This window comes from Amycolatopsis sp. A1MSW2902, assembly GCF_017312175.1.
GTDB classification, from domain to species: domain Bacteria; phylum Actinomycetota; class Actinomycetes; order Mycobacteriales; family Pseudonocardiaceae; genus Amycolatopsis; species Amycolatopsis nivea.
Window position 1 is genome coordinate 4618122 of sequence record NZ_QJPO01000001.1, and the last position, 11893, is coordinate 4630014.

13 protein-coding genes are annotated in these 11893 nt (G+C 70.0%); 5 read left to right on the forward strand and 8 right to left on the reverse strand.

The window, feature by feature from the left end; translation table 11 throughout:
* Nucleotides 1–184 precede the first annotated feature (184 nt).
* The 3 genes from DMP23_RS21055 (at nucleotide 185) to DMP23_RS21065 (ending at nucleotide 1973) form a co-directional block, all read left to right on the forward strand.
* A complete protein-coding gene (locus DMP23_RS21055; protein ID WP_337822250.1) occupies nucleotides 185–772 on the forward strand; it encodes a hypothetical protein in 588 nt (195 codons plus the stop codon).
* Nucleotides 773–1166: 394 nt separating this feature from the next.
* Entirely contained in the window at nucleotides 1167–1448 is a 282-nt protein-coding gene (locus tag DMP23_RS21060; protein WP_337822251.1) for a hypothetical protein, read from the forward strand.
* A gap of 108 nt (nucleotides 1449–1556) precedes the next feature.
* Nucleotides 1557–1973: a hypothetical protein gene (locus DMP23_RS21065; RefSeq protein ID WP_337822252.1), complete on the forward strand. Its 417-nt coding sequence runs from the start codon at nucleotides 1557–1559 to the stop codon at nucleotides 1971–1973.
* A 432-nt stretch (nucleotides 1974–2405) separates the two neighbouring features.
* Here DMP23_RS21065 and DMP23_RS21070 read toward each other — a convergent pair whose 3' ends face one another.
* Entirely contained in the window at nucleotides 2406–2744 is a 339-nt protein-coding gene (locus DMP23_RS21070; RefSeq protein ID WP_337822253.1) for a 3'-5' exonuclease, read from the reverse strand.
* Nucleotides 2745–2972: 228 nt separating this feature from the next.
* Here DMP23_RS21070 and DMP23_RS21075 point away from each other — a divergent pair, with 228 nt between their 5' ends.
* Nucleotides 2973–3788 carry an AbiTii domain-containing protein gene (locus tag DMP23_RS21075; RefSeq protein WP_337822254.1) on the forward strand — a complete coding sequence of 272 codons (816 nt, stop codon included), beginning with the start codon at nucleotides 2973–2975 and terminating at the stop codon, nucleotides 3786–3788.
* 48 nt (nucleotides 3789–3836) lie between these two features.
* Nucleotides 3837–5099, forward strand: a complete 1263-nt coding sequence (locus tag DMP23_RS21080; protein WP_337822255.1) for an APC family permease — start codon at nucleotides 3837–3839, stop codon at nucleotides 5097–5099.
* A 54-nt stretch (nucleotides 5100–5153) separates the two neighbouring features.
* Here DMP23_RS21080 and DMP23_RS21085 read toward each other — a convergent pair whose 3' ends face one another.
* The 7 genes from DMP23_RS21085 to DMP23_RS21115 form a co-directional block, all read right to left on the reverse strand.
* The gene (locus tag DMP23_RS21085; RefSeq protein ID WP_337822256.1) at nucleotides 5154–6140 is read right to left on the reverse strand and encodes a ribose-phosphate diphosphokinase; all 987 of its coding nucleotides are present in this window, start codon (nucleotides 6138–6140) and stop codon (nucleotides 5154–5156) included.
* A gap of 141 nt (nucleotides 6141–6281) precedes the next feature.
* Nucleotides 6282–7103, reverse strand: coding sequence for a hypothetical protein (locus tag DMP23_RS21090; protein WP_337822257.1), 822 nt, complete (start codon nucleotides 7101–7103; stop codon nucleotides 6282–6284).
* On the reverse strand, nucleotides 7100–7321 hold the full coding sequence (locus DMP23_RS21095) for a hypothetical protein (protein ID WP_337822258.1): 222 nt from the start codon (nucleotides 7319–7321) through the stop codon (nucleotides 7100–7102). The genes DMP23_RS21090 and DMP23_RS21095 overlap by 4 nt, the downstream gene beginning before the upstream one ends.
* 286 nt (nucleotides 7322–7607) lie before the next feature.
* Complete coding sequence (locus DMP23_RS21100; protein WP_337822259.1) at nucleotides 7608–7982, reverse strand: ArsR/SmtB family transcription factor; 375 nt, start codon at nucleotides 7980–7982, stop codon at nucleotides 7608–7610.
* 239 nt (nucleotides 7983–8221) lie between these two features.
* The gene (locus tag DMP23_RS21105) at nucleotides 8222–9739 is read right to left on the reverse strand and encodes a hydrogenase large subunit (protein ID WP_337822260.1); all 1518 of its coding nucleotides are present in this window, start codon (nucleotides 9737–9739) and stop codon (nucleotides 8222–8224) included.
* Nucleotides 9736–11205, reverse strand: coding sequence for a proton-conducting transporter transmembrane domain-containing protein (locus tag DMP23_RS21110; protein ID WP_337822261.1), 1470 nt, complete (start codon nucleotides 11203–11205; stop codon nucleotides 9736–9738). The genes DMP23_RS21105 and DMP23_RS21110 overlap by 4 nt, the downstream gene beginning before the upstream one ends.
* Nucleotides 11202–11867 (reverse strand): hypothetical protein, encoded by a 666-nt coding sequence (locus DMP23_RS21115; protein ID WP_337822262.1) that lies wholly within the window; start codon nucleotides 11865–11867, stop codon nucleotides 11202–11204. Before DMP23_RS21115 ends, DMP23_RS21110 begins: the two co-directional genes overlap by 4 nt.
* Nucleotides 11868–11893: the final 26 nt, after the last annotated feature.

An 11893-nucleotide genomic window follows, 5' to 3' on the forward strand; every position in this document is an offset into this window, starting at 1 on the left:
GCCGTTGGCCTCGTGACACCGGGGTTCACCGTCGGCTTCGGTCATCCGGGCTCGAGCGGGCCGACGGGTGCCGCAAGGCGTACGGACAAGGAGATCTCGTGGGCAACGAGAGCAGGCGGCGTCCGGAGCCGGTCGAGTCACCCGGGCCGCACGCGGACAACCGGCAGATCCAGGTGTGCGGGCGTTGAACGTGGAAAAGATCGAACAGTTGAAGAACCGACTGGTCCTTCCGATCACCGGGCCGGGACGGCGTGGCCGATGGGCGGCCAGGCGGCTCGCCGCGGCCGCGGTGGGGGTAAAGGGCGATCACGCCCAGGTCCGCGCGATCGCACAACGGGCGTTCGAGGCCTCAAGCGACCAGGAAGTGGTCAACGCCGTCTGCGCGGTCTGGGCGGAGACCAGGAACCCCTGGCTCGCCGACATGCTCACCGCAATCGGCTCGTTGCCAACCGAACCTCCTCGGCTGCGCGTGCTGACCGCGCTCGGTGCCGGCCGCCCGGAGGTGCGCGCCGACGCAGACCCGGACTCGGCACGGGCGCTCGTGGGCGTCGCCGAGGATGACCGAGCCCGCCGAGGCCTGGCCGACGTCGTCGAGATCCGGCGAATCGGTCATCGGCTCGATGAAGTGGGCGGGATGGCGCTCATGCGAGACGTCGCCGCGTGCACCGGTCGCCTGTGCAGGTCTCGGCTCGCAGAACGTCGGCTCAACGGACGGTGGAACCGCATCGGTGACTGGCTGGGGCCTGGCGTCGCCAGTTCCAGGCTTCGATGACGGCAGAATGGACAGCGCATCGCGAGGAAGGACGTCACCCATGATCGGCAACGGCGCTCGACGGGCACTGAGCGCGACCCTCCTGGCCGCTGCGCTGACCAGTTCGGCCGGCTGCGGATCCGACGCGCCGGCATCACCCGCCCCGGCCGCCCGGCCGACGACGACCGAGGCCGAGGCCGCGTCTCTGTGCGTTGCCAGGCCCGCGATGCCCAACCCGGACGCACCACCCTACAGCGGAGCCGGACCGCATCCGCTCAGCATGGGAATCATGGCAACCGCCAGCTACTCGCTGCAGGGCAACCCTTTCGACCACGCGGTCCTGCCTGACGGGTGGCGTGCCTCCGCGGACCCTCACGCTCTCCCGGATTCATCGTCGAGCCAACTGACGGTGTGCTTGACGGACGTCCGCCAGCGCGGGAGCGCCATCGGCCGCTGCACCTGGACGTACTCGACGTCCGACATCTACCCCGCCACCTATGCTTTCACCTTCTACGAAACCAGAACCGGCCGGACTGTGCGAGTCGTGCACATCGACAGCGACCTGCTCCCCGCCGAGGAGAGCTGCTCTGGCGACAGCTCCTACCGAGGCCCCATTCCCCCGGACCGCGCCCAAGGCGTCCGGACCGCGACGCTGATCGACGCCCTCCGCCCGCTGATGACGAGCGCCGCCCGCTGACCGCAGCGCGTGGTCAAAGCGCTCCTCGAACACCCGCTCGAGTACCCCCCGCAGTGGACTGGTGCGCGGACCGCCTTGGCGCTACAACCGACAGGCCAACTTGACGAGGTGACTGCTGCAGTGAACCGGATGCTCCCCGGCCTGCTCCTGCTCGCAGCCGTCAGCGCGGCGTGCGGCACGGAGTCCACCGACCGTCAGCCCGATCCCGCGCCCAGCCAGCCCGCCACAACCCAGCCAGCGACCACGAAGCCGACGCAGCCACCCGCCGCGAACGGGACGGACCTGACGTCCTGTGCCCGCGGGAACTGCGAGGTGAAGATCGTCGGCACCCAAACCATCCCGGACACCGGACCAGCCGACTTCGGCGCCGTTACCGTCACCCCGGAGGAAAACGCCGCCCTCATCGACTTCGGAAGATACTCGATGCAGGTGATCGCCGGTTCGGGCGTGGGCCCAGACAACGCAAGCATCGTCGTCGTGTACTCCTCCGGGAACACCGCCGTCGTCAAGATCCGCAGCCACTGACCGGGTCACGGGCCGCACCATCTCCGCAAAGTGGACGAAGCCTGCTTATTGCGTGATCAACATCAACGAACCCGCCGAGACCCTGGTCCACGCAAGTCTGTGACCATGATCCGAGTGCGATCGCGGTCAATAGCTGATTGCCCGACGGCAACGGCATCACGGATGAGACCGCCCAGCACAGAGTGCACGGCTCTCGCCGCGGTTGCCGTTTTCGCCGAGCTATCACAAGGACTCTCACTCGGCCAAGCTACGGCCGACGTCGCATCGTCCGAGAACAGCGTTGTCGTCCCGCGGGATAGCCGGAGGTCGGCGCGCAGGTCATCTGCGTCGTACACCTCGGCGATCTGCGCCTCTTCGGCAAGGCGGCGCGATGCCGGTGTTGCCTCGGAGGATCCCGATCCGCGGCCGCCCACTGCCCCGGCCAGATCTTTGTCAGTTATCGTCAGCGAATTCGAGGAACCTCTCGAAATCGGTCCGGTTCTCGTCCCATCTCTTCGTGCAGCCGGCCGGACGCTCCCGGTAAACACAGGTCGTCAGCACGAGATGGTCTTTCGCCCTGGAGATCGCGACGAAGAACTCGGACATCGCTTCCTTTCCCCAGAAGAGTTCCTCCTCTACCCCGAGTACCACGACCTTGTCGAACTCCAGGCCCTTGCATTTGTGGATCGTCAGAATGCGCACAGAGTCAGTCTCGGACAATCGCTTCAGCGCCGCCGTCGGCACACCGTCGACGGCCAACTCGGCGTCGAACGCGTCCAGCGCGTTCTCCACGACCTCATCCAGCCAGGCACCCTGCCTATATCCGCGGGTTCTCCGGGGGTCGCAGCCTGATGCGAGTCCTGCGCGAAGAGTTGGTGCAGCTCGGCGGCTATGTTGACCAACAACAGCGATGGCAACAGGTGTTGCGCAAGGCGGGGTGAAGGCTGGTTCGGGGCGACAAGCTCGACGTGCCGACCGGCAATGTGCGGAACTGTCGGTGGAGGGGGCCAGAATGTTCCGATGGCGAAGAGGAACGCGAGCCTGCTGTCCGAGTTGGAGGCAGGGCTTCGTGACGACCGCAGCAGCACTACGGCGCTTTTGCAGAAATGCATCCTGCTCGGTGGCCAGGTTGGGTCCGAGCGTCTGCGGGATTGGGCCCGGCAGGAACTCCGAGGGTATGACAGACGCGATGAGGTTCCAGAGTACCGGCGTTTCAAAGCTCAGCTCTGCATCGACGGCGTGACGTTCACCCACCAGATCACCGGCCAGGAAATCTCGTCGCTGTCGCTGCCGGAGTTCGCCCGCGAGACAGTCACCGAGGAAGTGGTGCTGGCCCATGGGCTGGGGGAGATCGAGGAGATCAGCCGCGGGACGGGTAAGACGGTCATGATGTCGCCGCCCGGCTCGCAGGACCTCGTCGCACTGTGGAACCACGAGCGAGGATCGGGCGATCACATCACCAGGCTGTATTGGAAGGTGAACCGTGCCACGATCGCCGGCGTCGTCGTCAGCGTGCGCACCGCCCTGGCTGAACTGGTCGGCGAGTTGCTCGCCGCGACGCCCGACGCTGACCCGACACCGAGCAAACAGGCCACCGACGCGGCCGTGCACTTCATCGTCACCGGAAACCGCAACACCGTCACCGTGGTCGGCAGCCAGGCCAGCACCAACGGCGACTCCTCCATCACGGTCACCGGCAGCGCAGACCAGCCGAAGCAGGATAAGGAAACCTGGTGGCAGCGATGGCGCAAGCGCGGGCTGCTCATCGGACTGGCCACTGTGGTCGCCGCCGTCGCTGCCGTCCTTCAGCTTGTGGGGTGGGTCCCCTGGCGCTGAGGCTCCAACCTCGGCCGCTCGGCGGGGCTGGTCGTAGCCAGGGCGCTGATGGTCGACTACATCATGACCGTGGCCGTGTCGGTCTCCTCCGTCGTGGACAACATCATCTCCGCCGTCCCGCAGCTGAACGACCACCGGCTCCTCCTCGACGTCGGCTTCGTCGTGGTGCCGATGGCGATGAACCTGCGCGGCCTGCGCGAATCCGGCCGCGCTTTCGCCGCCCCCACCTACCTGTTCATCGCGTCCGTCCTGCTCGTGGTCGTCGTCGGGTTCGCCCGGGTGCTGACCGGGCATCCCCCGGTCGCCGAAAGCGCGAGCTACGGCATCCGCGCCGAACAGGCCGGGCTGACCGGCCTCGCGCTCGTGTTCCTGCTGCTGCGCTCCTTCTCCTCCGGCTGCACCGCGCTCACCGGCGTGGAGGCCATCTCCAACGGCGTCCCGGCGTTCCGCAAACCCAAGGCGCTCAACGCGGCGCGCACGATGACCGCCATGGGAGCCCTCGCGGTGGTCATGTTCGGCGGCATCACCGCACTCGCCCTGATCTCCAAGGTGCACATCGCCGAAAACACCTGCGATCTCACCGGTTTCGCCGGCAACTGCCAGACCGACCCGCACCGCACCGTGATCAGCCAGATCGGCGCGGCCGTCTTCGGCGGCGACCACGCGATCCTGTTCTACGTCCTGCAGGCCGCCACCGCGCTCATCCTGATCCTCGCCGCGAACACCGCTTTCAACGGGTTCCCGCTGCTGGCCTCCACCCTCGCCCAGGACCGGTACCTGCCCCGGCAACTGCACACCCGCGGCGACCGGCTCGCCTTCTCCAACGGCATCGTCGCGCTCGCCGGCGTCGCGGTGCTGCTGATCGTCGCCTTCGACGGCTCCACCACGCGGCTCATCCAGCTCTACATCCTCGGGGTGTTCACCTCCTTCACCCTCAGCCAAGCCGGCATGGTCCGGCACTCGAACCGCGCCCTTGCCGGCGCGACCGACCCCCGCGAACGCCGGGCCGCCCACCGCTCCCGGCTGATCAACGCACTCGGCGCCGTCCTCACCGCGATCGTCCTCGTCGTCGTCCTGATCACGAAGTTCACCCACGGCGCACCTCGTCGTCATCGCCATCCCCATGCCGGACCTGACCGCACAGCGGCTGCCGGACGCGACCGCACCGCTGTCAACGGACTTCGACCTACCGCCAGCACGAGACTTACTGCGACGCTGGGCAAGAGGGCCTTGTCGTCGAAGGGGTACGTCGGCCAGGCCAGTCGGTCTGGCGCGCTCGATGCTTCTTCGCTGACCGCTGCCGAGCTATGACGCTCAGCTGGAAAACATCGCCGCACACGGGTTTCGACGACAGATCCGCACCGGTCAGTCGAACAGGCTGGTGACCGAGCCGTCGACGAACACTTCGTGGATCGCACGAGCGAGCAGGGACGCGACGGAGCGGACGCGCAACTGCGGAAACCGTTTCGCAGCCGGGACAGGCAGGGTGTCGGTGACGACGACCTGCCGGATCCCGCTTGCGGCCAGACGCGCCGGGGCGCCCTCGGAGAGAACGCCGTGGGTGGCGGCGGCGATGACGTCGGACGCCCCAGCGTCGAGCAGCAACCGGGCGGCGCCGGCCATGGTGGCACCGGTGTCGATCATGTCGTCGACGACCACGCAGACCTGGCCGGCGACGTCGCCGACGACGAGCCGCCCGGGCCCGGGTTCGGAGGCAAGCGTCTCGCGGCGGCGGACGAACGCGATCGGTGCGCCGCCGAGCAAGTCCGCCCAGGTTTCGGCGAGCCGGACGCGTCCGGCGTCCGGGGCGACGACGGCGAACTCGCGATCGCGGTGGCAGCGCAGCAGGTCGGCCGCCAGGAGCGGCTGTGCCCGCAAATGGTCGACGGGACCGTTGAAGAAACCGTGGGTTTGCGGGGTGTGCAGATCGACAGTGATGATCCGGTCCGCACCGGCAGCGGTGAGCAGATCCGCCACCAGCCGGGCGGAGATCGGCTCGCGGCCGCGATGCTTCTTGTCCTGCCGGGAGTAGGGGTAGAACGGCAGCACCGCGGTGACCCGCCGGGCGCTGGCCCGTTTCAGCGCGTCGAGGGTGACGAGCTGGTCCATCAGCCACGCGTTCATCGGCGGGGCCGGGGTGTGCAGGACGAACGCGTCGCAGCCGCGCACCGACGAGCCGAACCGCACGAACCGTTCCCCGTTCGCGAAGGCGTGCTCGGTCCACGGCGCGATCGGCACGCCCAGTTCGGCAGCTATCGCCGAGCCCAGTGCCGGATGGGCGCCGCCGGCGAAGAACATCATCCGCTTCGTGGCAGTCCCCGCTCGGCGGGTGGGCGCGGTGGTGTCAGCCATCGCGCTCCTCAGTTTTCCCGGCCCCGGAGGGGCCGCACCGCGTTTCTTCCGAGCGGAGGCCTCCGCGGCGCAGACCGATGCCGCCCTTCGCGCGACGCCGTCCGCCGATCACCCGCACCCGCGTTCCAGGACAGGGCTTGCTCACCGCCGGCGGGGGCCGAGCGCCTCGCCCGCCGCGTCCGCGACGCGGCGGGTGAGGTCCGGATCGGCGATCTCGGGCAGGACCCGGTCCACCGGGGTCAGCCGGGCCAGCGCCTGGGCGCACGCCCGGTGCACCTCGATGTGCGCCATCGGATGACCCGACAGCTTCCCGGCGGCGGCCCGCTCGTGCACCGCCGACAGCAACCCGGGCAGCGCCAGCAGCGCCGCCGCGGGATCTCCCGGGGCAACCAGCTGGTATCCGGCCTCGCCAGGTGCCGGAGCGAGGCCGAGCAGGTCGACCACGACGTCCGCCTCGCGGGTGACGCTCGAGAGCGGGAATCCGTGTGCGTCGTCCCGGTTCCAGGAGGTGACGTCGCCGATCCCGGCGACCGTGAGCAACGCCGGAAGCAGCGGCACGACCGGCGGCCCTGCCACCACGACGCGGGCGTCGAACGGGGCGATGCGGGCCCGCCGCAGCCGCACCAGCACTTCGGCGGTGAGCGCGATTGCCTGCGTGTCCTGCTCGGTGATCACCGGGACGCCGCCCTCGTGCGCGAGGACACGCTGAACCTCACGCGCTCGCGCGGCCTCGGTCCGGGCCACGAAGATCGAGGTCGCCGCCGGAAGACCGCGAAGCGCGGCACCCAGTTCTCCGGCATCGCGCGCGCTGACCGCGACCGGGAACGGCCGCAACGAGGTGTGATCCCGCAGCAACCGGGCATCCGCCTGCAGCGCACGCAGCACCCTGCCCGGGTCCCCGGCCCCGTCCGGCAGGCCGCTGCCGTCGCCGACGACGGCCGGCCCCGAAGCGTCGAGCGTCAACCCAGTGCCGCCCGGTCCTCGGCCAGCGCCGCCCGCACCGCAGGTTCCACCAGCGCGCCGGCACCCAGGCCGTGGCGTTCGGCCAGGTCCAGCAACTCGGTCAGCCGGACCCGATGCAGGTACGCCTCGTAAGGGTGTCCCGCATCGAGCGCAGCGAGCGACGCGTCCTGCGCCGCCGAGATCGACTGCCGCAGCTCGCCCTCGAACTGAGTCCCCATCGGTTCCCCTCTTCCCTGCCATCCGAGACCTAGAGAACCTACCATGTTCACAGTTGCGCAATCCTGCAACTGCTAAGCCGATACAATGCGAACGCTTCTCCCCGGTCGGCACGCCGACGCCAGCACACCCCGGCGGGCAGATTTGCGCGCCAGTCGCTCGTCACCTGCTCCCACCGGACCAGCAGCGCGCCACCGGCTCGACAACGTCGCCCCGGCGAGCCGCGGACGTCCTCACGGAAAACGGGGCCTGGCCGACCGAGTTTCCCGGCACATCGGCGCGCCCGCGCTACGCGGACCGGCCTGGTCGCGAGCTGCCGCGATTCCGCGCCGAGGCGGCGGGCTCGCGCAGGTCGTCGAGCAGCTCCGCCTGCCCGGCGAGAACCTTGGTGAGAATCTGGCGCGCCACCGCGAGCAGCTCCGCGACGTGCGGGCTGGTCAGCGCGTAGATCACGCTCGAGCCTTCCTTGCACGTGGTGACCAGCCCGGCCCGGCGCAGCACCGCCAGCTGCTGGGACAGGTTCGCCGGCTCGATCCCCACCTCGGGCAGCATCTCCGCGACCGCGTGCTCGCGCTCGGAGAGCAGCTCCAGCACCCGGATCCGGGCAGGATGGCCCAGCGTCTTGAAGAACTCCGCCTTCAATTGATACAAGGGCGTGCTCACCGACACTCCCTCCAGACACCGCACCCGGGGCCATCTCTCGACAATTGCCGATCTTAGCAAGTCCGAAAGACGCTGGTCCGCACGGCCGGTCATCCCAGGTCGCAGGAGGGCCGGGTTTCAGGAGGCGGCGCCGGGCAGGACGTTGCGGCCGCTGGGTTGCCCTTCGCCCGGCGCCTGCCGTATCGCAGCGAAGTGATCTTGTCCTGTGCGGATTGTGCCGAGCGGCCTGGTGCCCGCGCTCAGAGGTCGTTCCCGGCGTAGGACAGGTTGAAGCTCTTGTTGGTCAACGGGAAGTCCGGGACGATCGTGTCGGCCAATGCCACCGGCAGCGCGGGCCAGTTGAAGAAGCTGGGGTCGGCGATCTTGACCCGGCTGAGGGTGCCGTCCGGGGCGAGTTCGACGCGGTGGACGATGGTTCCGCGCCAGCCTTCGACGATGCCGACGCCGGACCGGGCGACGTCGCGCGGTCCGGGCGCGTTCGCCGTGGCCCGGCTGGGGTCCAGGTCGTCGGTCAGCTGGGTGATCAGTGCGATCGAGTGAGCGATTTCCTCGACCCGGACCAGAAATCGGGAGAGAACGTCGCCGTCGGTGCGGGCATGGTCGGCGCGATCGACCGGCGTCGGGAGAAACGGGTGGTCGTATCGGGCGTCGACGAACACGCCGCTGGCGCGCGCGACGTAGCCGAGCGTGCCCAGGTCGGCAGCTTGGGCGCGGGTGAGGACGGCAGTGCCGGTGAACCGGTCGGCGACCACGGTGTTAGCCAGGGCCAGGTCGACGATTTCGGCGATGTCGGCGCCGAGCGCGGTCAGCTTCGCCGGGTCCGGGACGTGGGCCAGCTGGGCGGAGCCGGGGCGGATGGCGCCGCGCAGCAGCCGGTGGCCGGTCACATGGTCGTTGAGGCGGAGCAGTTGTTCCCGGACCCGCTGGGCGTGGTTGTTGAGGATGCCGTACCCGACGTCGTTGCACAGCGCGCCGAGGTCGGTGACGTGGTTGTAGAGCCGTTCCAGTTCCAGCAGGATCGCCCGCGTCCGATGCGCGTTCTCGGGCACCGGGATGCCGTACGCGTCCTCGACGGCCTGGCAGAACGCGAGCGTGTGGCCGACGGCGGTGTCCCCGCTGATGCGTTCGGCCAGCTCGAGCGCCGCGCCGGGACGGCGGCCCTGGAACAGTTTCTCGATTCCTTTGTGGACGAACCAGAGCCGGGCTTTGAGGTTGAGAATGGTCTCGCCGACGGCGGAGAACCGGAAGTGCCCGGGTTCGATCATCCCGGCGTGCACCGGGCCGACAGGGATCTCGTACACGCCGTCGCCTTCGACGGTCCTGAAGGGATAGGGGCCGTCGACGTCGCCGAATCCGGGCGGGTCCCCGGCGTCGGCGAGCATCGGGTACCAGCCCTGGGGCCAGTGGAAGTGCCGCACCAGCCGCCGCGGCAGCGGGTGATCGACGGGCACGATGCCGAACAGATCCCGCATCTCCCGTTCGAACCGCCCGGCGGGGAACGACAGCCCGGCCAGGCTGGGCACTTCGGGGTGCCCGGGGTCGAGCGGGACGTGCAGTTCGACGCGCCGGTCCGGAGCGGCGGCGGTGAACAGGTACACCGCCCGGAGCCGGTCGCCGTCGTCGTGGCCGGCGATCACGGCGACGCGATAACCATGCGCGAGCAGGGCCTGGGCCCGGTCCGGCAGCTCGGCCGGGGTGACGGTGCGGGCGGAGCGGCGGTAGCCGGCCTCGTCGCTGAAGGAATCCGAGTAGGTCATGACGCCCCCGTGAGAGTTTCGGCGGCCCGGTGCAACAGCGAACTCAGCGGGCCCGCGGTGACGCCGAGCGCGGCGCTGGCCATCAGGCCGATGACCAGGGGAAGGGCGAACGCGCCCGGCAGCCGGACGGGTGCGGAGGCCGTGCCGGGCCCCTCCGACGGGGTGCCGAGCAGCATGCGGCTGGTGTGCGTGATGAGGGCGGCGGCGATCACGACCACGATGGCCAGTGCTGCGGCCGTGGCCCAGCCGAGGCCGGCGGCGAAACCGGTGCGGGCGATGCCGAGTTCGCTGGCGAACACGCTGAACGGGGGCAGCCCGATCAGCGCGAGCACACCGAGCCCGAGACATCCGGCCAGTACCGGATGACGGGCCGCGAGGCCGCGGACGCCGTCGATGCGGCTGGTGCGCTCGATCTGCAGGACGCGTCCCGCGGCCAGGAACAGCACACCCTTGACCAGGCCGTGGCCCATGACGTGCAGCAGGGCCGCGGCGAGCGCGAGCGGGCTGCCGGCGGCGGCGCCGAGCGCGACCAGCCCGAGGTGCTCGACGCTCGAATAGGCCAGCATCCGCTTGTAGTCGCGCTGGGCCAGCAGCAGCGACGCCGCCAGCAGCAGGGACGCCAGGGCCAGGACGACCAGCAGGGTGCGGGCGAAACCGGTCCCGAGCGCGGCGTCGGCGATGACCTTGACCCGCAGGATGGCGTAGAAGGCGACCGAGAGCAGCACCCCGGACATCAAAGCCGACACCGGGGCCGGCGCCTGGGAGTGCGCGTCGGGAAGCCATGCGTGCAGCGGTGCCAATCCGGCTTTGGCTCCGAAGCCGATGATCAGCAGCGCCGCGGCGATCCGCGTGACGCCGGGGTCGAGCCCGGACGCGGCGTGGGCGAGCGCGGCCATATCCAGACCGGGGGCGCCGGGAGCGTGCCGGGCGGCGTAGTTGAGCAGGAAGGTCCCCAGCAGCGCGAGCGCGATCCCTGCCGAGCAGATGACGACGTACTTCCAAGCGGCTTCGACGGCTTGGCGGGTGCGTCGCTGCCCGACCAGGAAGGCGGTGACGATGGTGGTGGCCTCGATCGCGATCCACAGCACGCCGAGGTTGGCGGCCAGCACAGCCAGCGCCATGGCGGCGAGGAACAGCTGCACCAGCACGCTGTGCCGGGCAGCAGTGCGCGCGGTGGCCCGCTCCGCTTCGATCTCGGCGCGCAGGAACGCCGGGGTCGCCGCGGTGGCGAGGACCCCGACCGCGCCGATCACGATCAGCATGAACGCCGACAGCGCGTCGGCTCGCACCAGCCCGCCGAGCGCGGCCTGGGGACCGGACACGGCGAGGGCGATCGCCGCGGCCAGCGTGACCGCCGCGCTTCCGGCGCTGACCCAGCGCGTCGCGGGGCGCCAGCCGACCGCCAGGTAGAGCCCGACGCCGAGGAGCGGCACTGCTGCCGGAGCGAGCAGGAGGACAGGGGTCATGAGTCGCGCAGCTCCCGCATCTCGTCAAGGTCGGCGTCGCCGAAGGTTTCCCGCATCCGGGTGGTGAGGATCTGCAGCACCAGCACGACCAGCAGCACGTCCAGCGACACGCCCAGCTCGACAACCAGCCCGGCGCCACCGGTGGTCAGGAAGCCGACCGCGGTGATCCCGTTGTCCAGCAGCAGGAATCCGACCAGCTGCGACAGCGCCCGCCGCCGCGTCACCAGAACGAAGAACCCGATCAGCACGACGGTCAGCCCGACCGGGATCGCCTGCGTCGCCGGCGACGGCGCGAGCGCGACCAACGGCTGCGACACCCCGTAGGCGAGCAGGGTCAACGCAGCGGCGGCCAGCAACGACGACGCCACGTTGACCAGCGGCCGGGTCTCGCGCCGCACCGCACCGCTCCCGGCCAGCGCGCGGCGCAGCAGATAGGGCAGCACCCCGGCGCGCAACACGACGATCCCGACGGCGACCGCGCCGAGCTCGGCCGAACCCTCGCGGACAGCCAGCACCGCCACCAGCACGGCCAAGGCCAAGCCCTGCAAAGCGAAGACGCGGATGAGCACGGCCAGTTCGCGGCGCCACAGGATCAGCACCGCGGTCAGCAGCAGCGCCCCGCAGGCCAGATCCACCAACTGCACGTACGTCGTGTCACCCACGACAGTCCTCTATGGACACTCGATGA

Coding starts and splice junctions, on each gene's coding strand:
- DMP23_RS21085 (WP_337822256.1), bottom strand. CDS start 6,140: ATGGCTGACACCACCGCGCCCACCCGCCGAGCGGGGACTGCCACGAAG.
- DMP23_RS21075 (WP_337822254.1), top strand. CDS start 2,973: ATGGCGAAGAGGAACGCGAGCCTGCTGTCCGAGTTGGAGGCAGGGCTT.
- DMP23_RS21080 (WP_337822255.1), top strand. CDS start 3,837: ATGGTCGACTACATCATGACCGTGGCCGTGTCGGTCTCCTCCGTCGTG.
- DMP23_RS21110 (WP_337822261.1), bottom strand. CDS start 11,205: ATGACCCCTGTCCTCCTGCTCGCTCCGGCAGCAGTGCCGCTCCTCGGC.
- DMP23_RS21095 (WP_337822258.1), bottom strand. CDS start 7,321: ATGGGGACTCAGTTCGAGGGCGAGCTGCGGCAGTCGATCTCGGCGGCG.
- DMP23_RS21105 (WP_337822260.1), bottom strand. CDS start 9,739: ATGACCTACTCGGATTCCTTCAGCGACGAGGCCGGCTACCGCCGCTCC.